The 21,164-nt window shown below is 37.0% G+C and carries 21 protein-coding genes; 11 read left to right on the forward strand and 10 right to left on the reverse strand.

Annotated features, from left to right (window positions below):
- The first annotated feature begins 34 nt into the window (after window positions 1-34).
- Both MKS83_RS13600 and MKS83_RS13605 read left to right on the forward strand, forming a co-directional pair.
- Entirely contained in the window at window positions 35-973 is a 939-nt protein-coding gene (locus MKS83_RS13600) for a ribose-phosphate pyrophosphokinase (RefSeq protein ID WP_100377434.1), read from the forward strand.
- A gap of 57 nt (window positions 974-1,030) precedes the next feature.
- The gene (locus tag MKS83_RS13605) at window positions 1,031-1,675 is read left to right on the forward strand and encodes a 50S ribosomal protein L25/general stress protein Ctc (RefSeq protein ID WP_100377435.1); all 645 of its coding nucleotides are present in this window, start codon (window positions 1,031-1,033) and stop codon (window positions 1,673-1,675) included.
- Window positions 1,676-1,734: 59 nt separating this feature from the next.
- On the opposite strand, the gene MKS83_RS13610 is transcribed toward MKS83_RS13605, so the two are convergent.
- Window positions 1,735-2,667, reverse strand: a complete 933-nt coding sequence (locus MKS83_RS13610; RefSeq protein WP_410678618.1) for a DUF3078 domain-containing protein — start codon at window positions 2,665-2,667, stop codon at window positions 1,735-1,737.
- 218 nt (window positions 2,668-2,885) lie between these two features.
- Here MKS83_RS13610 and MKS83_RS13615 point away from each other — a divergent pair, with 218 nt between their 5' ends.
- The 3 genes from MKS83_RS13615 to gdhA all read left to right on the forward strand — a co-directional run bounded on the left by MKS83_RS13615 (window position 2,886) and on the right by gdhA (window position 6,349).
- Complete coding sequence (locus MKS83_RS13615) at window positions 2,886-3,653, forward strand: rhomboid family intramembrane serine protease (RefSeq protein WP_240580136.1); 768 nt, start codon at window positions 2,886-2,888, stop codon at window positions 3,651-3,653.
- A 37-nt stretch (window positions 3,654-3,690) separates the two neighbouring features.
- The gene (gene dprA / locus MKS83_RS13620; RefSeq protein WP_240580137.1) at window positions 3,691-4,800 is read left to right on the forward strand and encodes a DNA-processing protein DprA; all 1,110 of its coding nucleotides are present in this window, start codon (window positions 3,691-3,693) and stop codon (window positions 4,798-4,800) included.
- 190 nt (window positions 4,801-4,990) lie between these two features.
- Window positions 4,991-6,349, forward strand: a complete 1,359-nt coding sequence (gene gdhA / locus MKS83_RS13625; protein WP_100377439.1) for an NADP-specific glutamate dehydrogenase — start codon at window positions 4,991-4,993, stop codon at window positions 6,347-6,349.
- Window positions 6,350-6,469: 120 nt separating this feature from the next.
- Here the strand turns inward: gdhA and MKS83_RS13630 are convergent, their stop codons facing one another.
- Window positions 6,470-6,958, reverse strand: coding sequence for a YkgJ family cysteine cluster protein (locus MKS83_RS13630; protein WP_225687383.1), 489 nt, complete (start codon window positions 6,956-6,958; stop codon window positions 6,470-6,472).
- On the reverse strand, window positions 6,958-7,929 hold the full coding sequence (locus tag MKS83_RS13635; protein WP_240580138.1) for an ion channel: 972 nt from the start codon (window positions 7,927-7,929) through the stop codon (window positions 6,958-6,960). The genes MKS83_RS13630 and MKS83_RS13635 overlap by 1 nt, the downstream gene beginning before the upstream one ends.
- Window positions 7,930-8,065: 136 nt before the next feature.
- Between MKS83_RS13635 and MKS83_RS13640 the strand changes: the two genes are divergently transcribed.
- Window positions 8,066-8,446, forward strand: coding sequence for a group III truncated hemoglobin (locus MKS83_RS13640; protein ID WP_100377442.1), 381 nt, complete (start codon window positions 8,066-8,068; stop codon window positions 8,444-8,446).
- A gap of 5 nt (window positions 8,447-8,451) precedes the next feature.
- On the opposite strand, the gene MKS83_RS13645 is transcribed toward MKS83_RS13640, so the two are convergent.
- The 6 genes from MKS83_RS13645 to hflX all read right to left on the reverse strand — a co-directional run bounded on the left by MKS83_RS13645 (window position 8,452) and on the right by hflX (window position 13,812).
- Window positions 8,452-9,522, reverse strand: coding sequence for a calcium:proton antiporter (locus tag MKS83_RS13645; RefSeq protein ID WP_240580139.1), 1,071 nt, complete (start codon window positions 9,520-9,522; stop codon window positions 8,452-8,454).
- Between the two features lie 65 nt (window positions 9,523-9,587).
- The gene (locus tag MKS83_RS13650) at window positions 9,588-9,917 is read right to left on the reverse strand and encodes a DUF6122 family protein (protein ID WP_240580140.1); all 330 of its coding nucleotides are present in this window, start codon (window positions 9,915-9,917) and stop codon (window positions 9,588-9,590) included.
- Complete coding sequence (locus tag MKS83_RS13655) at window positions 9,917-10,627, reverse strand: DNA alkylation repair protein (RefSeq protein WP_240580141.1); 711 nt, start codon at window positions 10,625-10,627, stop codon at window positions 9,917-9,919. The genes MKS83_RS13650 and MKS83_RS13655 overlap by 1 nt, the downstream gene beginning before the upstream one ends.
- Window positions 10,628-10,650: 23 nt before the next feature.
- Entirely contained in the window at window positions 10,651-11,937 is a 1,287-nt protein-coding gene (locus MKS83_RS13660) for a cation:proton antiporter (RefSeq protein WP_240580142.1), read from the reverse strand.
- A 25-nt stretch (window positions 11,938-11,962) separates the two neighbouring features.
- Complete coding sequence (locus MKS83_RS13665; protein ID WP_240580143.1) at window positions 11,963-12,589, reverse strand: DUF4919 domain-containing protein; 627 nt, start codon at window positions 12,587-12,589, stop codon at window positions 11,963-11,965.
- Complete coding sequence (gene hflX / locus MKS83_RS13670; protein WP_240580144.1) at window positions 12,589-13,812, reverse strand: GTPase HflX; 1,224 nt, start codon at window positions 13,810-13,812, stop codon at window positions 12,589-12,591. Before hflX ends, MKS83_RS13665 begins: the two co-directional genes overlap by 1 nt.
- Before the next feature lie 199 nt (window positions 13,813-14,011).
- Here hflX and MKS83_RS13675 point away from each other — a divergent pair, with 199 nt between their 5' ends.
- The 4 genes from MKS83_RS13675 (at window position 14,012) to MKS83_RS13690 (ending at window position 18,311) form a co-directional block, all read left to right on the forward strand.
- Entirely contained in the window at window positions 14,012-14,719 is a 708-nt protein-coding gene (locus tag MKS83_RS13675) for a LytR/AlgR family response regulator transcription factor (protein ID WP_100377449.1), read from the forward strand.
- Between the two features lie 158 nt (window positions 14,720-14,877).
- Window positions 14,878-15,360, forward strand: coding sequence for a T9SS type A sorting domain-containing protein (locus MKS83_RS13680; RefSeq protein WP_240580145.1), 483 nt, complete (start codon window positions 14,878-14,880; stop codon window positions 15,358-15,360).
- Between the two features lie 4 nt (window positions 15,361-15,364).
- Window positions 15,365-17,890: a beta strand repeat-containing protein gene (locus MKS83_RS13685; protein WP_240580146.1), complete on the forward strand. Its 2,526-nt coding sequence runs from the start codon at window positions 15,365-15,367 to the stop codon at window positions 17,888-17,890.
- Window positions 17,891-17,897: 7 nt separating this feature from the next.
- The gene (locus MKS83_RS13690) at window positions 17,898-18,311 is read left to right on the forward strand and encodes a hypothetical protein (protein WP_240580147.1); all 414 of its coding nucleotides are present in this window, start codon (window positions 17,898-17,900) and stop codon (window positions 18,309-18,311) included.
- Window positions 18,312-18,382: 71 nt separating this feature from the next.
- On the opposite strand, the gene MKS83_RS13695 is transcribed toward MKS83_RS13690, so the two are convergent.
- Window positions 18,383-18,838: an META domain-containing protein gene (locus MKS83_RS13695; RefSeq protein ID WP_240580148.1), complete on the reverse strand. Its 456-nt coding sequence runs from the start codon at window positions 18,836-18,838 to the stop codon at window positions 18,383-18,385.
- A gap of 86 nt (window positions 18,839-18,924) precedes the next feature.
- Here MKS83_RS13695 and MKS83_RS13700 point away from each other — a divergent pair, with 86 nt between their 5' ends.
- Window positions 18,925-21,132, forward strand: coding sequence for a S46 family peptidase (locus MKS83_RS13700; protein WP_240580149.1), 2,208 nt, complete (start codon window positions 18,925-18,927; stop codon window positions 21,130-21,132).
- The last annotated feature ends 32 nt before the right edge of the window (window positions 21,133-21,164 follow it).

Raw genomic sequence — 21,164 nt, forward strand, 5'->3', positions numbered from 1 at the left:
TTTTTTAAATTTGCAAAATCTTTAAAAAGTAAAAATGGCCGATCAGTTAAGTTATCTATTTTGTACAAGGACAAGCAAGGACTTGGCAGAAAAAATTGCCCAACATTATGGGCAGGAATTAGGAAAAATCAACTTTCAGGAGTTCAGCGACGGAGAATTCGAACCTGTTTTGGACGAATCCGTAAGAGGAGGAAGAGTTTTCTTAATCGGATCTACATTCCCTCCAGCAGACAATCTTTTAGAACTTCTTTTGATGATTGATGCCGCGAAAAGAGCCTCTGCCAAGAGCATTACAGTAGTACTTCCTTACTTCGGGCTTGCAAGACAGGACAGAAAAGACAAACCAAGAGCTCCTATCGGTGCCAAATTGGTTGCCAATCTTTTAACCGCTGCAGGAGCAACGAGAGTAATGACGATGGATCTTCATGCAGATCAGATTCAAGGGTTCTTCGAAATTCCGGTAGATCACTTATATGCTTCTACAATTTTCGTAGATTATATCAGAGACCTGAATTTAGAAAATCTTACGATTGCTTCTCCGGATATGGGAGGTGCAAAAAGAGCTAAAAACTACGCCGGACATTTAGGTGCTGAAGTAGTAATTGCCTACAAAGAAAGAAAGAAGGCAAATGTTGTAGAAGAAATGTTCCTTATCGGAGATGTGGAAGGAAAGAATGTTATCCTTATCGACGATATGATCGATACTGCAGGAACACTTTGCAAAGCTGCAGATATCCTTATCGAAAAAGGAGCAAAATCTGTAAGAGCAATGGCAACTCACGGAGTGCTTTCAGGAAAGGCTTACGAGAATATTGAAAACTCAAAATTGTTGGAAGTTATTGTAACTGACTCAATTCCTGTAAAAAATAATTTGTCATCCAAAATAAAAGTGCTATCTTGCGCCCCATTATTTGCAGACGTTATGAAGATGGTTCATGAGCACCAATCTATCAGCAGCAAGTTTGTTATTTAATTAACAATCAAGCAATTGCAAATTAAAAAAAAGAAACAATTTTTTAAATTTTTATAAATGAAATCTATTACAATTCAAGGTACAAAAAGAGAAAGCGTGGGCAAAAAGTCTACAAAAGCTTTACGTGATGCTGAATTAGTTCCTTGTGTTGTTTATGGAGGAACAGCTCCTTTAAACTTCTCTGCTGAAGAGAAAGCTTTCAAAGGTTTAGTTTACACTCCTGAAGCACACACGGTATCTATTGAAGTTGACGGACAGGTAATCCCTGCAGTTCTTCAGGATATTCAGTTCCACCCAATTACTGACAGAATTCTTCACGCTGACTTCTACCAATTAGCTGATGACAAGCCGGTAATTATGGAGGTTCCGGTAAGAATTACTGGTCGTTCAAAAGGTGTTGTAGCTGGTGGTGTTCTACGTCAGTCTTTCAGAAAATTAAAAGTAAAAGCGATCCCTGCAAACTTACCTGATGAGGTAGTTGTAGATGTTACTCCTTTAAGAATCGGTAACAAAATCTATGTAGGAGGTCTTAAGCCTGAAGGATATTCTTTCATGCACCCTGACAACGCAGTTGTTGTAGCTGTTAAGATGTCTAGAAATGCAATGAAAGGTGGTGCAGCAGCTATGGATGATGAAGATGAAGAAGAAGTTGTAGCAGAAGAGGGAGCAGCTCCGGCAGCAGAAGAAACTGCAGCAGAATAAGAATTCCTTATATGCAAAATATAAAACCTGTCTTTATGACAGGTTTTTTTATTTTATATTTAATTACTTCTCCAAGAACGATTATCTTTTTTATCCGATCGCTTTTTTCCCTTTTCAATAGTATAGGCAAAACCAATACCCAGAGTTTGCTTTAGCTGTGTCTTTTGAATTTGATTATGATCATACAGCAAATCCAATGTGATATTCGCAGAGATATATTTATTAATTTTCATACTCAGCACACCGTTATAAGAAAGAACAAGCCTTGTCGGATGATCCAGATAGTTTGAAAAGACAGAGCCTGTACTTACCAAATTAACATTCTCCATAACTTTCAGTTTGTAAATCGCTGAACCCAAAAAACCAAACTGAAACAAACATGAATCCCCATCATTTTTCAAACCATAAGTACCTGCATACTGAAGGTCAGGATCCAAAACGAAGGTCCATCTGGCATTGGTAGGACGAAGTGTTACGGTAAGATCATCATTAGGTCTGTACGTAATACCTGCCCCTAAGTTTATATATCCCGGAGCCATAAAACTTGAAATTTTGGCAGCCGCCGGATTATTCCCATCTTCATACCCAGAAGCAAATTGAGTCTGCAAACTTGCTCCTCCCGAAAAATACCAGTGTTCCGCAAATCCTTTTCCAAAATTGGTAGAAATATTCACGACATCCTGTGTTTTTCTTGTGCCTATTCCTTTTGTGTTATTTTGTCCGAATCCTAAAATAATAATATTCTCCCATAGCACTTTATCTTTTTCATAGGTAATATTATAATTTGCTCCTGCTAACCAGCCTACATTATTGGCTCCTCCACCTACCCAGTTTGAAAAAGCAGCCTGATTCAGCATTAATGTATTCTGCCCTTGAACCGACCATACTTTTACCGTATCCAAAGCCGGTAATTCTTCTTTTACATCTTTTATTTCCTGCGCTGCAATTAAAGCTCCCATTAAAACAGAAATTCCGGACAAAACCTTTCTCATAATAAATACAACATTTCTATCTGCATTACAATAGCAAAAGAAAGACCTTAATATTCAGCACACTCTTCTACTTATTGATTTTTTTTAATAAATAAATGACAAAATTTTTATAAAAATAAAAAACGAGTCTCTTTTGTCAAAATAAAAGGACATAAATAAAATTTTTCGACAAAATTTCCGAAATTTATTAATGGCTTTTTATTTGAGAGTCATATAGTATGTTAAAGAATATCATCCACAAAAAAGCAATTATAAATCCCCTACTCATGCTATCCGCAATGTGGTTAGGCTTTCTTTTACAAACTATGGGCTTTTTTTCCAATTGTACCGGAGCCATCATTCCGCTTCTTCCGGAAGGACTTGTCGGAATTATAACCTCTCCTCTACTTCATGGAAATATTGATCATATCGTAGGAAACTCTATTCCTATTGCTATCTTAATGTTCCTGTTATATCAGTTTTATCCTTTAGTAGCTAATAAAGTATTTATTTTAGGTTGGATTTCTACGGGCTTGCTTCTATGGATTTTGCCCCCTATTGATATCCTAACCGGAGATTATATGTACACCTGTACAATCGGAGCCAGCGGCGTTGTTTATGTTTTAGCTTTTTTTCTGTTTTTCAGTGGTGTATTTAAGTGGAACATGAAATTATTAACCATTTCTCTTCTTGTGGTTCTTTACTACGGAAGCTTAATTTGGGGAATGGTACCTGAAGAATTATTTTACAATCTTGAGGAACCCAGTAAAATTTCGTGGCAGGCGCATCTTTCCGGTGCCATTGTAGGAGTGATACTTGCCTACACATTCAAACAAGTGGGTGACAAAAAAAAGAAATACATCTGGGAATTTCCTAACTATTACAACGAAAAAGATGATAAGCTTTGGCAGGAGTATAAAGAAAACCATCCTGAAGATTTTTTAGATTTACCCTACAAAAAAAATGATGATATCTGGGAACATTTAGAAGAATTAAGAAAAAAATAGCTCATATTTCGTTACATTTGAATAAAATAACACACAAATGGATACGGAAGAAAATCTTTTTTCTATCGCCCTTAGAGAATGCTCTAATATCGGTGATATTAATTTTCAAAAACTGATCCGGGCTTTTGGCAGTGCAGAAAATGTATGGAAAGCTCCATCAAAAGAACTTCAGAAAATAACAGGAATCGGAAGAAAAACAATTTCAGACATTGGAAATATAAAACATCTTAAATTCGCTGAAAAAGAAATTTCCTTTTGTGAAAACAACAATATACAAATCAACCTCCGCCATCTTAATCAGCTTCCTTTTCTATTAAAAGAATGTGAAGATGCTCCTGCAATACTGTATCAAAAAGGAAAAATTAATCCTGCCCTGCATCCTGTAAGTATTGTGGGTACACGAAAAATAACTTTGTACGGAAAAAGCTTTATTGAGACTTTTTTTGAAGAATCCAGAAAACACAAGTTCATCTCTGTAAGCGGACTGGCATTAGGCACCGATAAAGAAGTTCATGCAGAATCCATCCGCCAAAAAATTCCTACTGTAGCAGTTCTTGCTCATGGCTTTCATACCTTATATCCTTCCAGCCATAGAAACCTTTCTGATAGAATCTTATCGGAAAATGGTGCCCTTTTTACCGAATTCAACTCATCAAGAAAACCTGACAGAGAAAATTTTATCCAGAGAAACCGCATTATTGCAGGAATATCTCCTTCAACAATTGTTGTAGAAACTGCGTTTGGAGGAGGTTCTATTAGCACAGCAACTTTCGCCAACAATTACAACAGAGATGTTTTTGCTCTTCCCGGAAAAATTACTGACAAATTTAGCCAGGGATGTAATCATCTTATTTTCCAGAATAAAGCAACTGCCATATCTACCATTCAGGATCTGATCAATCAAATAGGCTTTAACCCTCCTAAAGAAAAAATAGAAGAATTATTTCCTAGTACAGAAACAACCATACAACTTTCTGAAAATCAAGAATTAATCTATAAAACAATTACTTCTCATCCGCAAATTTCTTTGGATGATTTGGCTGATAAAATAAACCAGCCCGGTCATAAAATTTTGACAACTATTTTGGAGTTAGAGCTTTTAGGGAAGGTAAAATCACTTTCCGGGAGACAATTTGTACCGCTTTAAGATTTAATGATTTCTTAATATTGCATTATTTCAGACATAACATTTAATTTTTAATAAAATTTAAACAAAAATTATCATTTTAATAATATTTCGACACATTATTATTAAATTTTTAACAATCTTCAATCAAGGTATTGTGAATCTTGAAAAAAAAATTAAATTTGTTGGCAATAATATTCAACCTTAATATATGGAACAATATAATATTGACCAGAAAATCCAAGAGTTTATTGCTAAGATTGAAGCAAAAAACCCTAATGAACCAGAATTTTTACAAGCTGTAAAAGAAGTCGCTGTAACTGTAATTCCGTTTATTATGACCAAAAAGGAATATACAGGGATGAAGTTGCTAGAGAGAATGGCTGAAGCTGAGAGAATAATCATTTTCAGAGTTCCATGGGTTGATGACAAAGGTGAAATTCAGGTAAACAGAGGTTTCAGAATTCAAATGAACTCTGCGATTGGACCATATAAAGGAGGAATCCGTTTTCACCCGACTGTAAACCTTTCCGTTCTTAAATTCTTAGCTTTTGAGCAGGTATTTAAAAACTCTTTAACTACTCTTCCAATGGGTGGTGGTAAAGGAGGTTCAGACTTCGATCCACAAGGGAAATCTGATATGGAAGTAATGCGTTTTTGCCAGGCTTTTATGACGGAAATGTGCAAGCATATCGGTCCTGAAACAGACGTTCCTGCAGGAGACATCGGTGTTGGAGCCAGAGAAATCGGATATTTATTCGGACAGTATAAAAAAATCAGAAACGAGTTTACAGGAGTTCTTACAGGAAAAGGTCTGGCTTACGGAGGTTCACTGATCCGTCCTGAAGCTACAGGATATGGTGTTGTTTACTTCGCTGAGCAAATGCTTAAAACGATCGGTCAGGATTTCAAAAACAAGATCGTAACGGTTTCAGGTTTCGGAAACGTAGCTTGGGGAGTTATCAAAAAAGTATCTGAACTAGGAGGAAAAGTGGTAACGATTTCCGGACCAGACGGATATATTTACGATAAAGATGGTATCGACGGAGAAAAAATCGATTACTTATTAGAATTAAGATCTTCAGGAAATAACAGAGCTGAAGATTACGCTAAAAAATACCCATCTGCAGAATTCCATGCCGGAAAACGTCCTTGGGAAGTGAAGTGTGATGTTGCTATCCCTTCTGCTACTCAGAACGAACTGGATCTGGAAGATGCTAAAGTATTGGTAGGAAACGGTTGCGTTTGTGTAACTGAAGCAGCTAATATGCCTTCAACTTTGGATGCTATCAACTATTTCTTAGACAACAAAGTATTGTTCTCTCCAGGAAAAGCTTCTAACGCTGGTGGTGTTGCGACTTCCGGTCTTGAAATGACTCAAAACTCAATCCGTCTCAACTGGACATCTGAGGAGGTAGATGCAAGATTAAAAGAAATCATGATCGGAATCCACAAAGCATGTAGAGACTACGGAAAAGAGGAAGATGGCTATGTAAACTACGTAAAAGGTGCCAATATCGCCGGATTCGTGAAAGTTGCAGAAGCAATGTTAGCTCAAGGAGTGGTATAAAAAATATAAAGGTTGGGAATATTCCCGGCCTTTTTTGATATAACCTGTTCCCGGGATTATAAATGGGAAAAAAGTAAAAAGTGAAAGGAGAAAGCGTTGAATTAATCAACGCTTTTTTATTTATTGCTTTATATTTTTCATCATGCTTTCCACAAATTCATAGGCTGCGGGACAAATAATGGTATTTTTCAGCATCAGATTATTGATCTGGTAGATCTTTTTACGATCTGTATGAGGATATTCCCTGCACGCTTTTGGCCTTACCTCATAAATAGAACAGGTATTATCATCATTCAGAAAAAAGCAGGGAAGATTCTGAAGTACTTTATCATTATCTTCATCCACACGCAAAAATTTAGCCTCAAAGTCGGCGGTTTTCATCCGAAGATGTTTGGCAATACGTTCAATATCCTTTTCAGTATACAAAGGCCCGGTTGTTTTGCAGCAGTTCGCACATTGTAAACAGTCTATTTTTTCAAAAACTTCATCATGGGTATCCTGAACAATATAATCAAGATTTTTAGGCGGTTTTTTCTTTAATCCGTCTAAGAATTTTTTATGTTCTTTCTGCTTTTGTATTGCCTGTTTTTTATAAAAATCCAAATTCATTATTGTTGTACTTCTATTGCAGAAGGAAGCTCTGTTTTTTGATATTCATTTATTTTATCCAGATCAAGAATCGTTGACAGGTTATCTTTGCTTGGAGAATACATTGGAACAAATTTAGCTCCGAAAATAATTTCCTCCGAAACATAAGAAGTCCTTTGCACCACCGTATTGGAAAATACTTCATCAAAAGCTCTTACCTGAATAATGATCTCAATGTCCGTATTTTTAAAGTCTTCTTCTGTAAAACCATAAAATGGTGAGTTTTCATCAATTTTATGAACAATCGTCCAGTTCAATGCCAACGTATTGATCTTGCTCAACTGGATCTCCAACCTGTAAAAGTTACTTTTGGAAACACCATTTTCAATAACTTCAATTGCCGTTGAGACAATTACATCCGCATCCGATAAAGCATTATTCTTGTAAGGAGCAAGCCTGAACATCAAAGCGGTCGTATCCTGAAAAGGGGCAATAACGGCATTGTCTGAAAATCTCAAATATGCTCTAGGTCTTGAAAATCTACCATAAAATAAACCTGTTGCAATGGCAAAGGTAAGTAATCCTAAAAAAGCTTCAAAAGTAGCTACCAAACTTGCCATAAAGCCTACCGGAGCAATTCTTCCATATCCAACAGTAGTAAAAGTCTGAGAACTGAAGAAAAACACATCAATAAACTCGTTTAGCGGATCGCTTTTATCAATTCCTGTAAGGTGCTCTACTCCAATCAGATAATAAATGAATGCAAAACAAAGATTTACAACAACATAAGCAATCACCAAATAAGATAAAAAACGGAACGATGACAGATTCAGCATAGTGTGATACCAGCTGAGCTTATTAAAAACATTCACTCCTCTCCTTTTTACATTAGGAAAACCGTCTTTGTTGATGAACCTTCCGGAAGCATTGCTTCCAAAGCCACTGTTTTCCGTATTTTTCTGGCGAATTTTTTGCCTGAACCCTCTTGCCATTGTTTAAATTTAATTTTGTTTACTGATAGCTGCGTTAAAAACCCTCTTCAATTCTGCAAAGATAAAATATTGTTTTCATGAAATTTATCAACTCCCCCAATGAATTTTTCAATTGATTTTAAACTAAATTTGACTTATGAAAAAATTGGAAACCCGAAAAGACATTGAACAGCTTGTCAATTCCTTTTATGCGAAAGTGATTAAAGATGAGAAGATTGCATCATTTTTCACAGACATCGCAAAAGTAGACTGGGATAAGCATCTTCCTAAAATGTATTCGTTCTGGGAATCTATACTTTTCGGACAGATGACCTATAAAGGAAATCCGATGGGAGCACACTTTCCCATCAACGAGATCAAAGCTATGGAACAGGAACATTTTGACCAATGGCTTAGCTTATGGACACAGACTGTTGAAGAAAATTTTGCGGGAGAAAATGCCGATTTAGCAATTTATAAGGCACAAAACATTGCTAAGCTGATGGCTTTTAAAATGGAACTTGCAAGAAGACTTTAATAAAACTAAGGAACTATTACCGTAAAAATATAAGCCGCAAGATTTACCAGCAAAACCGTGCCGTAGAGAATATTGGTTTTTCCCCTGCTTAAGGAAAGCATTACAATAAATACCGATAAGGAAAGCAGAATGATATCTTTTTTATCTAATCCTAACACCAAAGGAATATCATACATTATACAAACTACCGAAACCGCAGGAATTGTTAACCCAATACTTGCCAATGCAGAGCCTAAAGCCAGGTTTAAACTTGACTGAATCTGGTTACTTTTTGCAGCCCTGATCGCAGCAACCCCTTCCGGAAGCAAAACAACAGCCGCAATAATGACTCCTACCAAAGATTTGGGAGCTCCTAAACTCTGCACCATACTTTCAATGGATGAAGATAAACCTTTCGCCATCATCACCACAATAGCCAAACAGATCACAAGAAATACAAAGCTAACCAAAGTTTTAGCTAATGACGGAATATAATGTTCTTCAGGATGTTCATCCGGAATGATAAAATAACTCCTGTGTCTTACGGTTTGTACCATTAAGAATACTCCATAAATAACCAGACAAGCCACTGAAACAAAAGTAAGCTGGGCATTGTTATAAAAAGGGCCATTAACACTTGAAGTAAAATTAGGCAGCACCAAGGTAAGCACAAGAATGGAAACAATACTTACAAGATATGTTGTGGCCGAAGTCCTGGCAAAAAACTGCTCATAGTACTTCACTCCTCCCACTAATATACAAATCCCTAAAATCCCATTCAGAATAAGCATTACCGCAGCAAAAACAGTGTCTCTTGCCAAGGTAATAGCCTGGTCTCCTCCGGCAACCATTAATGAGATAATTAAGGCCACTTCAATGATGGTGATACAAAGTGCTAAGATAATGGTTCCAAAAGGCTCTCCGACTTTGTGAGCTACCACTTCCGCATGATGAACCGCTGAAAGAACAGCGCCAATCAATAAAATCCCCCCAATCGCATCATAAAGAGCTCCTTGCCCCAGTAAGCCGGAAAAATAATACCCGACTGCCAGAATGGGAAAAATATAGGTATAATGTAATAGTTCTTTTAGTTTCATAAGTGTCTACAAATTACAAAAAAACAGCAGATTTTGAAATACCGGAATAAAAATATAATGGAGTTTTAATGACACCAGCAATGAAAATCCTGAAAATCAGTCAGCATATGAAAAAGAAGACCAATGCCTATAATTCTTATATTTCCTTTAAAAAACAGCATTAGAAAATACACAGCAATTGCATAATAGGAATGTAAAAAATGAAAGCCTATACTGCCTCTGTTCGGATCAAAAATAGGATCTGCAAATAAATGATCCAGATCTACAAGCATCGTAGCCAAAAGAATCAGATATACCTTCTTCCAGTTTTCCCGATAGAAAACAAAAGCAATAATCCCCGGAAAAATCAGGTGTAGAAAATAATGAGTTAGCGTTTTCCAAAAGAAACAATCCATCAGATTCTGCCTTTTAGATAATCCTGCCTCAAATCTTCATCCAGCTTTTCAATGGCGTATCGAAGACAGGTTCTCGGCATTTCTTTATAATATTGATTCAGGTAACTGAGCAATTCCTGTTCATTTTTCTGTCCCATTTCCCTCAATAACCAGCCATTTGCTTTATGCATCAGGTCATGGGGATGTTTTAAATTCAGCGTTACAAATTCTTTTGTAAGCTCATAAGCTCCTTTTTTCACATAATGCATCGTTCCTACCACCGCAATTCTTTTGTACCACATTTCTTCAGAAACAGCTAGTTTTCTTAACAATTCTTCCTGCTGATTTTCAAACGCATATCTGCCGAGAATTTTATAACAGCTTGAATCAACAAGATCCCAGTTATTGACATACTTCAAATGGCTTAAGTAAAACTCAATGATTTCCTTTTTTACCGCTTTATCTTTCGTTTTTTCAAATTTAGAAATCAGCATAAATAAAGCAGTCAGCCGATGCTCATGATATTTTGATGAAAGCAGGGTACTTAGATCCTCTAATGAAATTTTAGCAAAATATTCTTTTGCAACCAAGCGCTGGTCCGGAACTTTCACCCCTAAAAAAAGATCTCCTTCACCATACTCTCCTTTTCCGGTTTTAAAGAACTTTGGAAAAAATTCAGCTTTTTCCGGAATGGATAAAACAGCAAGGGCTTCTTCTATTTCTTTTAGCATATTACCCACTTATTTACAATATATTAATGAGACTCATCTAAAGCAATACTTTCCTGTTCTTTTTCTTCAGACTCTATCTTTTTCGGATTAGCCACTTTTGCAATCGTAAGTCCCTGAACAATAATAGAGAAAACAACGACACAATAAGTAATACTTAAAATAATTTCGCTGTATTCACTTTTAGGAATAGACATCGCCAAAGCAATGGAAACTCCCCCACGAATTCCGCCCCAAACCAACACTTTTACCGTTTGCGGACTGAACCGGGTTCTTAAAGACATAAATTTCGTTGGCCCCCAAATAGAAATAAATCTTGCGATCAGAACAACGATAATAGCCACCAATCCAGGAATCATAAAGTGTTTCAGATCTTTGATCATTAAGAGCTCAAAACCAATAAACAGGAACAATACCGCGTTCAGAATTTCATCGATAAGCTCCCAAAACTTGATCAGATAATCCTGCGTTATAGACTTCATTTTAAATTTCACATTAAAATTCCCCATGAATAATCCTGCCGCAACCATCGTTAATGGTCCTGAAATATGCATTTGTCTGGCAATAAGATAACCTCCCATTACGACAGAAAGCGTCACCAAAACGGAAATAATATAATCATCAACTTCCCTCATTAATCTGGAAGTTACCCAACCCAGTAAAACACCCAAGAGCAACCCACCTCCGGCTTCTTTCATCAGTAAAAGCCCTATATTCTCAATCCCCAAATCGACTTCTTTTCCGACTGCCAATTGCAGCACAACGGTAAAAACCACAACCGCCATACCATCATTAAAAAGGGATTCTCCCGCAACTTTAGTTTCTAAGGATTTGGAAACATTCGCCTGTTTTAATACACTTAACACTGCTACAGGATCGGTAGGAGAAATCAATGCTCCAAAAACGAGACAGTAGATAAACGGCATCTGCAATCCTACCAAAGGCAACAGGTAAAACATTCCGAAACCAACAATAAATGTTGAAATCACCACTCCTGCCGTAGAAAATATAACAACGGGACGCAACTGTTCTTTTAAATCATTGATATTGATGTGAATTCCTCCTGCAAAAAGAAGGAAATTAAGCATTGCCCCCATCAGAACTTCTGTGAAATCAATGCTGTTCATTAGATTATTAAGATGTCCGAATGTTCTCGGAAGAAAGTTTTCTCCGAAAAATACCAGTATGATAGACACCACAATGGCAATCACCATGATCCCAATTGTACTTGGGAGTTTAAGAAATCTGTAATTAAGATATGCAAATATTGATGCTAAAACGATTAAAGCTGAAAATGAATAATATAACTCCACTAAGCTGTTTTTTAAAATTTTTATGTTAATTTCTCAAATAGAGAACTTTGATATACATTTTATTGTTTTCTTTCTCCCAGATATCCAGCATTCCGCCTTTCACCTCTTTTGAGCTTCTTGTATAATCCATCCCGATATTCATCATATTCAAAAGAATATATTCATCTCCGATAGAATTGACGTTGTAGGCCGTTTTTTCAGTTTTCCCGTCTCCCGAATTCCTTATTGCATCTGCCAATAATCTGAACTGGCTTAAATGATAAACAAAATTATTCACATCCTGTTTTGAATCATAAGAACGTAGCAAGATCAGAAGCACATCCAGATTGGTGGGGTCTTTGTAATAAAGCACTTTTCCTAAGCTGATACTGTTCTCCCAATCCTTATTTTTAAAGGCTTCAGCAAGACTTTTAAAGCTTTCATCTTCCGTCGAGATAATATCTCTAAAATTTCTTCCATAATAAAGATGTTGTGCTTCTATGGAATCTACAGACTTCGGGAGTCCCTTAAATTTAAAAATAAGTTTTTCATAATTGTAGGGAGATTTAGGATCTTTACTGTTTTTCTCAATATTCTTAAAATCAATTTTTGATTTCTGGCTAAAACCAAAAACCGAAAAGAGAAAGCAATAAAGGAGAAAAATATATTTCATTAAGGCTGGTTTTCTTCCTCATCATTATCAAAATATTCAAAAAGGAAATCGTTGTAAGGGAATCTTGATATATGAATTTTCATCACCTCATCGTAGATCATCTTTTTCATTTCAGGGAAGTTTTCCTTCGTTAAAGCCGAAATAAATACCGTCGGATATTTTGATTTTGCCATCCATGTATTTTTCCATTCATCCAGAGAGATATTCTTCTTGGTTGACGGAGTAAGATCGTCTTCATCTTTTTTCTCATAGCTGAAATCATCAATTTTATTGAAAACCATGATCATCGGTTTCTGATGTGCATTGATTTCCATTAAAGTCTGATTTACAGATTCTATATGATCTTCAAAGCTTTCATGAGAAATATCCACAACATGAATCAGCAGATCTGCTTCTCTTACCTCATCCAATGTTGATTTGAATGATTCAACAAGCTGGGTAGGTAATTTTCTGATAAATCCTACTGTATCCGTTAACAAAAACGGCAAATTTCCGATCACCACTTTTCTTACGGTAGTATCGAGCGTTGCAAACAGTTTATTTTCAGCAAAAACCTCAGATTTGGATAAAGCATTCATTAAAGTGGATTTTCCGACATTGGTATAGCCTACCAAAGCTGCACGCACAACTTTTCCACGATTGTTTCGCTGCGTTGCCATTTGCTTGTCGATTGTTTTCAGCTTATCTTTTAATAAAGTGATTCTGTCACGGATGATACGTCTGTCGGTTTCAATTTCCGTTTCCCCGGGTCCTCTCATTCCGATCCCCCCTTTCTGACGTTCCAAGTGAGTCCACATTCTGGTCAGTCGAGGTAAAAGATATTGATATTGTGCAAGTTCAACCTGAGTTCTCGCATAGGAAGTTTGTGCTCTTTGAGCAAAAATATCGAGAATAAGATTGGTTCGGTCTAAAATTTTGACTTCAATTTCTCTTTCCAGATTTTTAAGCTGTGAGGGAGATAATTCATCATCGAAGATTACCGTTCCTATTCCATTTTCTTTTACGTATTCTTTTATTTCCTGAGCCTTTCCGCTTCCAATGAAGGTTTTGGAATCAGGTTGTGTTAATTTTTGAGTAAAGCGTCTGTCTACCGTTCCTCCTGCAGTATAGGCCAAAAACTCCAGCTCATCCATGTATTCCTGTAGTTTTTCTTCATCCTGATGCTGAGTTACCACCCCTACCAAAACTGCTTTTTCGTAATTATGTTCTTTCTTTTCTAACATTAAGTTCTATCTATGTTTATGAGATTTACAAGTTACCATTTTTTAAGAAAAAAAACAAAATGAATCTTTGAATCCTCCACTCTTTCACATACATCTAAAACAAGGATAGTATTGATTTATAGAAAATTACTATCTTTACACTATGATTTTATGTTCTTACCACAGAATGTAAAATCTATAAAAACTAACACCAAGTATCATGATTACCAATATTAAATGTATGATTATTGATGATAATGAACTGGACAGGCTGTTTCTGTTTCATCATCTGAAACAATATGAAAATATTGAAATTGTAGTCTCTTTTAATTCGGCAGAAAAAGCCATTCCCTATCTTGAGCTACCTATCGATGTTCTTATCATTGAAGCCAACCTTAAAGGAATGAACGGGCTGGAATTCAGAAAGCTTGCCCACAAAATACCGGCCTGCATTTTCATCAGTTCAAACTCGGAACTTGCCATTGATGCTTTTGAGCTGGACACCTTAGATTTTATCTCCAAACCTCTGAAAACGGAACGCTTTCATTATTCAATACAGAAACTTTTTGATTTTATTAAAATGAAAGAAAAATGTGAATGTTTTGATGCTTTAGTAGGAGAAAACAGCATTAAAATAAAAGAAGGCAGCAATATTTATCAGGTGAATATTACAGACATTCTTTATCTGGAAGCCTTAAAAGATTACACCAGAATTGTCACTTCGGAAAAAAAACACTGCATTCTGGATTCTCTCGGAAATCTGTTACATAAAACCACTTTTGATTCTTTCATAAGAATTCACAGAAGCTTCGCCGTTCCCCGTCATTTAATCCGAAGCAAAAATGCGCATGAGGTGGAACTTACCCATCAGATAAAGCTACCTATTGGCAGGTCTTACAAAGAAAATCTTGCTTTTTTCCATCCTTAGTTTAATTTCCATTTCACTTTTTGTCGTTGGTCGATTATTCTTGTCGTTGGTCGATTTTTTAAATATCCGGTTTTGATATATGGTAATTTAGTCTTCCCAAAAATTTATTCAGTTTTTGGACAAAATCATTTATTCAATAACCACAAAAACTAATGTATATGGAAAGAACATCTATTCAATGCTTCTTTTTCATACTTCTTCTTGTTCCCTTTTTTCTGCTAAAAGCACAATCGGCAGTTTTGGCTACAGGAGCAGATGCAACAGGAGGCAACGGCTCGGTTTCCTATAGTGTGGGACAAATCGATTATCTCATCAAGGGAAGCAATCGGGAAATTTCTGAAGGCGTACAACAGGCTTATGAAATCACCTCACTTTCAACAAATGAAACCCCATCAACCGAAAAAGACATTTTACTTTATCCCAATCCATTCAAAGATTATCTGTACCTAGATTTTACAACAAACAATTTCAAAGGTGCAGAATATCAGATTTTTGATGGCCAGGGAAAATTGATCAAAACGGAGAAAATTATTCAGTCCAAATCTGAATTTAATTTTTCTTTTCTCCCTTCTGCAATGTATATCATCAGAATTAATCAAAACGGAGAAAATATAAAAACATTCAAAATCATAAAAAAATAACACCATGAAAAAAATATTATTCCTGCTTGGAATTGTGTTAGGCTCTCACATAGCCTTTGCACAAGTTCCGGAAAAAATGAGCTACCAAGCCATCATTCGAAATGCTAGCGGACAGGTTTTGCCCAACCAGAGCATCGCTATTAAGGCAAGTATTTTACAAGGTTCTCCTGCAGGAGCTGCCGTTTACTCCGAAAGACTTACAGGAAACACAAATACCAACGGACTGATTACCTTAGAAATAGGGTCCGGAACCGTACTTACAGGAACTTTCAATACCATAAACTGGTCAACAGGAAGTTATTATTTAAAAACAGAAACTGATTTAGCGGGAGGAACAAATTACACGATCATAGGAACAAGCCAATTATTAAGCGTTCCATATGCCATGTTTGCCAAATCAGCAGGGGCAGTGAGTGGCGGAAGCTTTGTAATTCCCTATGTAAATACGTTTAATAATGCAGGAAACCTATTCTCAATTACCAATGATGGCGATGGAACCTCAATAGAAGGTGTTAACAATACAACGACTTCAAATATTACAGCCATAAGAGGTATTGTAAGCAACGTTGCTCCCGGAGGATTCTCTTCAGGTATCCGTGGAATCAACAATGGTACAGGAGGATTAGGAGTCGGAGTTTATGGAAGTCAGGCAGGAAGCGGATGGGGCGTTTATGGAGTAACTCCTAACGGATTAGGAGTTTACGGAAATTCAAGCGCCAATGGATATGGTGTTTATGCCAACAGTAATACAGGAACGGGATTAAATGCAACCAGCAATACGGGTATTCCGGCGAATTTTTCAATTTTCAACAATGCCAACAATAATAATGTCATTGTAGCCAATTCTGTAGGAAACGGAACGGTTGTAAATATCAGTACGACAGGAAGTGGGGCTGGAGTAAGAAGCTCTACAGGATCAGGCTTCGCACTTCACGGGCTTACTTCTGCCCAGACTTCCGCAGGCGTTGTCGGGGATAACAATGGTGGTGGCGAAGCGGTGGTAGGAAGAACAACAAGCGATATTGCGGGAGCGGTAGTAGGTAGAAATGATGGTGGAGGCTATGGTGTAAGAGGTTTTGTCGCCACTAATACTTCAGGTACAGGAATCGGAGTTTACGGACAAGTTGGATTAAGTAACAGCACAGGACGTGCAGGACGTTTTGAAAATTTTAATGCAACCAATACCACCAATAACACCTTTGAAGTAGAAACAAATGGCAATGGGAATATTCCTGACAACACCCAAGGAAACGCAGCATCTTTTTTAGTAAACAATACCAATAGCGTCGGAGCAGCAGTAAGAGGTGAAGTTAAAACCATTTTTGGGAATTTTGGAGCTGCCGGAATTTTTGGTAAATCTTCCGGAACAGGAGGTTTTGCCGGATTATTTCATGCTTCCAATACTTCAGGGAACGGACCAGCTTTGGTTGCCATTACTGATGGTAACGGAAATGCCATTACTGCTAACGCCAGCAAAGGAGGAAACGGCGTGGAAACCAATATTGACGGATCCGGAAATGCTCTTTACGCCTGGGTTCCAAGTTTTGCTACCGGACGAGCAGGAAAATTCAACATTTTCAACGATGCCAATACGAGTGATGTAATTACCGTTACCACTGTTGGAAACGGAATTGCAGGAAACTTTAAGGTTGACAAAACCACAGGAACATCTCCTGCTGTAAGAGGCGAAGTGAATTCAATGTTTGCCAATTTCGGAACAGCAGGTATTTACGGTGTATCATCAGGAACAGGAGGCTATGCAGGATTATTCCATGCCAGTAACCCTGCCGGAAACGGCCCCGCTCTGATCGCAATTGCTGATGGAAACGGAAACGGAATTACCGCCAACGCATCTAATGGTGGTGACGGTGTAGAAACCACGGCAGACGGAACGGGAAGTGCAATCTATGCCTGGATTCCTAATTTTGGGACAGGCCGTGCTGCAAGATTTGTCAACTACAATACAGCGAATACAAATGCCGCACTTACTGTAGAAACTCATAGTACGGGTTCAATAGCAATATTCAGATCCGGAAACCCCGGATCCGTAAATGTTGCAAGAATCGGGAATGATGGCCGAGGTTATTTTAATGGGGGAACTCAAAGCAGTGGTGCCGACGTTGCCGAAGTGTTTGATGTAACAGGAAATTCTTCCGAGTATGAACCCGGTGACATCTTAGTTATTTCCACAGACTCTGACAGAACTGTAGAAAAATCTTCCAAACCCTATTCAAGTCTCGTGGCGGGAGTTTATGCAACAAAACCGGGAGTACTTTTAACTGAAGAAAATATAGATGCAGATCTTTTCGGAAAAGTGCCGATGGGAGTAATTGGAGTAATCCCTACAAAAGTATGTCTTGAAGGAGGAAAGATTAAAAGAGGAGATCTTTTGGTAACTTCTTCAAAATCCGGAGTGGCGATGAAAGCCAATCTTAAAAAAGTGAGAATAGGACAGGTTCTTGGCAAAGCACTCCAGGATTATGGCCAAAACGGCATCGGAAAAATCAAAGTATTGGTAAACATTAAATAAAACGATCATGAAACCATTATATATCATCTCTTTTTTAGCGTTAAGTATAAACATTTACGCTCAGCAAGAAAAAACTGTTTCGGAAGTACAGGAAGCTCCCTACTACAAAGAGTCCAAAGAACTTGAAGCCAAAATGATGAAAGAGGCTCAGGAAAAAGCTCTTCAAAAACCTTCATCAGTAACACTTACATCTGAACAGGGACTGGAAGTAAAAAAGCAGCCTGCCAAACAGAAAACGGCAAACGACTCCGGAAAACTCCTGCCCAATACAGCCAGTTTTGAAGAAATATTAGCAACTATTCCGGGACGACAAGCTCGCAAAACAAGTATTCCCAAGAACACAAATAACAATATTAAAGGATTGGTAAGCAGCCCAGATTTAACTTTAGAAGACATCAAAAAGACCATTCCTAAAAACTAATGACCAATAGATTTTTCAGCAATAAGAAGAAAGCCCGTCAACAGATGGACTTTCTTTTTTATTCAGTTTCATTAATCCCAATCTGCTGCCACAAATTTCATGATATTTCCTTTACCATCAGATAATGTCAGAAAATGTCCTTCCACTTTATATTTTGTCATGGTCTCAAATTTTTTCTGAAACTCGCTTTCCAAATCCATATTCTGACAAGCCTTCATCGTGGAAAGTAACCCTTTAATATTTACATTTCCATTATTTTTAAATTCAGAGGAAAATGATATATTATTACATCCCATAAATGCCGTAGCCTGGATTCTTCCTTTTTCCAGTTTTCCGGTCAAATCAATTTTAGCTTTGTAGTTAACCAAATCAGCTTTAGTAAAATGCCCAAAAGAAACCAACATCCACTCTCTCTGAATCTGATAATTTCGAGTGTTCATCTGTGTATTTTCCTTAGTTACAGAAGAACAATTCAGCAATATCCCTAAAAATAAAACAGGTAAAACCGAAAATAATATTTTTTTCATAGAAAGCCTCCTCCCATTTTCATACCAATCCGGGACAGAATATCGTAAAAATTAGTAAATTAGCGACACAAAAATTATTTTATAAAATGAAAAGAATACTTCTACTATTCACTTTCTTATTGAGTTTTGCTCAAATGAGGGCCGATGAAGGGATGTGGCTCTTAATGCTCATCAAAAGACTTAATGGTGTTGACATGCAAAAAGAAGGTTTGCATTTGACTCCGGAAGAAATTTATTCCGTTAATAATTCCAGTTTAAAAGACGCTATCGTAAGTTTTGGTGGTTTCTGTACAGGAGAAATTGTTTCTGATAAGGGTCTTATTTTTACGAATCACCATTGTGGTTATGGAGCCGTTGCCGCTGCTTCTACTCCGGAAAAAGACTATTTAAAAAATGGTTTCTGGGCGATGAAACAGAAAGACGAGTTTAATGCAAAAGATCTATATGTTAGATTTTTGGTTAGAATGGATGATGCTACGCAAAGAATCAATTCTAAGCTTAACAATAAAATGACCGGAGCAGAGAGAAAAGCTGTTATTGATGCTGAGACAAAGGCAATTCAGACTGAAAACTCTGAGAACGGAAAATACACTGTAGTAGTAAGAGATTTCTTCAACGGAAATGAATTCTATTATTTCGTATACCAGGATTACAAAGATATCAGATTGGTAGGTGCACCACCTTCATCATTAGGAAAATTTGGTGGAGATACTGATAACTGGGAATGGCCAAGACACACTGCTGACTTCACGGTTTTCAGAGTATATGCAGACGCTGCAGGAAACCCTGCTGAGTTTTCTCCAAACAACGTTCCTTTAAAGCCTAAACATTTCTTACCGGTTTCTCTTAAAGGTGTTAAGCCTGGTGATTTTTCTATGATTTTAGGATATCCTGGAAGAACCAACCGTTATTTAACATCTTACGGGATCCAGCAAATGGTAAATAAAGATTATCCGGCTTGGGTAGAAGCTTCTAAATTAGCAATGGATGTTATGAAGAAGTATATGGATAAAGATAAAGCAACTCAGCTAAACTACGCTTCTCAATATGCTTCTGTAGCCAACTACTGGAAAAACAGACAAGGAACTATAGATGCCGTTGACAAAAACGGAACAATCTCTGACAAGCAAAATATAGAGAAAACATACAGAGTTTGGTCTATGCAGGCTGGAAACGAAGAGTATGACGGTGTTTTAGAAGATATAGATGCTTATTACAAGCAAGTTTCCGACAGAAATGTTGAAAGAAACTATGCAACACAACTTACAAGAAATGCAAAATACATCAGCTTAGCTTTACAGGTAGGAAGTGTACTTAAAGCCTATGCTGCTCAGGATATGGCAGGAAGACTTGCTATGAAAGCAAAAACAGAAGCTGCTCTCAAAGCTGCTTATGAAAACTTCAACCCTTCTTTGGAAGGAGAAATGCTAAGCTCTATGGTAGCTCTTTACCAGGCAAGAGTAACGAATAAAAATGTTGCTTCTGCAACGCTTTTAGGATTGGATGCCAAAAATCTTTCTAACGTAGCTTATTCTTCTATTTTTGCTAATAAAACATCAGCAACCAACTTCTTATTGAATCCTGATGCTTTAAAACTTGATGCTGATCAACTTTGGAAAATTGCAAACGGTGTTGTAGCTGACCAAAAGCTGGTAACAGAAAGCTATTCTAAGGTAGATGAGAATTTCGCGAAAAACAATCGTCTATTCTTAGCTGGTCTTATGAAAGCTATGCCAGGAAAAAAATTCTATCCGGATGCTAACTCTACCATGAGATTAACTTATGGAACAGTAGATAAATTACCAATTAGAACAGACAGAAACTATTTCGGAATAACTGATAACTACTATACTGATATGACAGGTTTAGTAGGGAAATACAAAAAAGGAGATGAAGAGTTTGATCTTCCTCAAAGAGTGATCGATCTTTACAACCTAAAAGATTTCGGACAATATGCAGATGCTAAAGGATATATGCCTGTAAACTTCCTTTCAAACAATGACATTACGGGTGGTAATTCTGGTTCTCCGGTAATTGACGGAGACGGAAACCTTATCGGTATTGCTTTTGACGGAAACAGCGAAGCATTAAGCGGCGATATCGTTTTTGAACCGGAATGGCAAAAAACGATCAACGTAGACGTTCGTTTTGTTCTTTGGACAATCGACAAATATGCCGGAGCAAGAAGACTTATTGACGAATTAAAGCTTGTAAGAGACGAAAATACACCTGCAGATACAAAAACAAAAAACTCAGGAACAACGACTCTTCCTAAAAAAACCAAGAAAAAATAATCTTTTTTGATTATAATTTATAGACCGTGAAA

Source organism: Chryseobacterium sp. Y16C, assembly GCF_022488405.1.
GTDB classification, from domain to species: Bacteria; Bacteroidota; Bacteroidia; order Flavobacteriales; family Weeksellaceae; genus Chryseobacterium; species Chryseobacterium geocarposphaerae.

Coding starts and splice junctions, on each gene's coding strand:
- MKS83_RS13600 (WP_100377434.1), top strand. CDS start 35: ATGGCCGATCAGTTAAGTTATCTATTTTGTACAAGGACAAGCAAGGAC.
- MKS83_RS13605 (WP_100377435.1), top strand. CDS start 1,031: ATGAAATCTATTACAATTCAAGGTACAAAAAGAGAAAGCGTGGGCAAA.
- MKS83_RS13610 (WP_410678618.1), bottom strand. CDS start 2,667: ATGAGAAAGGTTTTGTCCGGAATTTCTGTTTTAATGGGAGCTTTAATT.
- MKS83_RS13615 (WP_240580136.1), top strand. CDS start 2,886: ATGTTAAAGAATATCATCCACAAAAAAGCAATTATAAATCCCCTACTC.
- dprA (WP_240580137.1), top strand. CDS start 3,691: ATGGATACGGAAGAAAATCTTTTTTCTATCGCCCTTAGAGAATGCTCT.
- gdhA (WP_100377439.1), top strand. CDS start 4,991: ATGGAACAATATAATATTGACCAGAAAATCCAAGAGTTTATTGCTAAG.
- MKS83_RS13630 (WP_225687383.1), bottom strand. CDS start 6,958: ATGAATTTGGATTTTTATAAAAAACAGGCAATACAAAAGCAGAAAGAA.
- MKS83_RS13635 (WP_240580138.1), bottom strand. CDS start 7,929: ATGGCAAGAGGGTTCAGGCAAAAAATTCGCCAGAAAAATACGGAAAAC.
- MKS83_RS13640 (WP_100377442.1), top strand. CDS start 8,066: ATGAAAAAATTGGAAACCCGAAAAGACATTGAACAGCTTGTCAATTCC.
- MKS83_RS13645 (WP_240580139.1), bottom strand. CDS start 9,522: ATGAAACTAAAAGAACTATTACATTATACCTATATTTTTCCCATTCTG.
- MKS83_RS13650 (WP_240580140.1), bottom strand. CDS start 9,917: ATGGATTGTTTCTTTTGGAAAACGCTAACTCATTATTTTCTACACCTG.
- MKS83_RS13655 (WP_240580141.1), bottom strand. CDS start 10,627: ATGCTAAAAGAAATAGAAGAAGCCCTTGCTGTTTTATCCATTCCGGAA.
- MKS83_RS13665 (WP_240580143.1), bottom strand. CDS start 12,589: ATGAAATATATTTTTCTCCTTTATTGCTTTCTCTTTTCGGTTTTTGGT.
- hflX (WP_240580144.1), bottom strand. CDS start 13,812: ATGTTAGAAAAGAAAGAACATAATTACGAAAAAGCAGTTTTGGTAGGG.
- MKS83_RS13675 (WP_100377449.1), top strand. CDS start 14,012: ATGATTACCAATATTAAATGTATGATTATTGATGATAATGAACTGGAC.
- MKS83_RS13680 (WP_240580145.1), top strand. CDS start 14,878: ATGGAAAGAACATCTATTCAATGCTTCTTTTTCATACTTCTTCTTGTT.
- MKS83_RS13685 (WP_240580146.1), top strand. CDS start 15,365: ATGAAAAAAATATTATTCCTGCTTGGAATTGTGTTAGGCTCTCACATA.
- MKS83_RS13690 (WP_240580147.1), top strand. CDS start 17,898: ATGAAACCATTATATATCATCTCTTTTTTAGCGTTAAGTATAAACATT.
- MKS83_RS13695 (WP_240580148.1), bottom strand. CDS start 18,838: ATGAAAAAAATATTATTTTCGGTTTTACCTGTTTTATTTTTAGGGATA.
- MKS83_RS13700 (WP_240580149.1), top strand. CDS start 18,925: ATGAAAAGAATACTTCTACTATTCACTTTCTTATTGAGTTTTGCTCAA.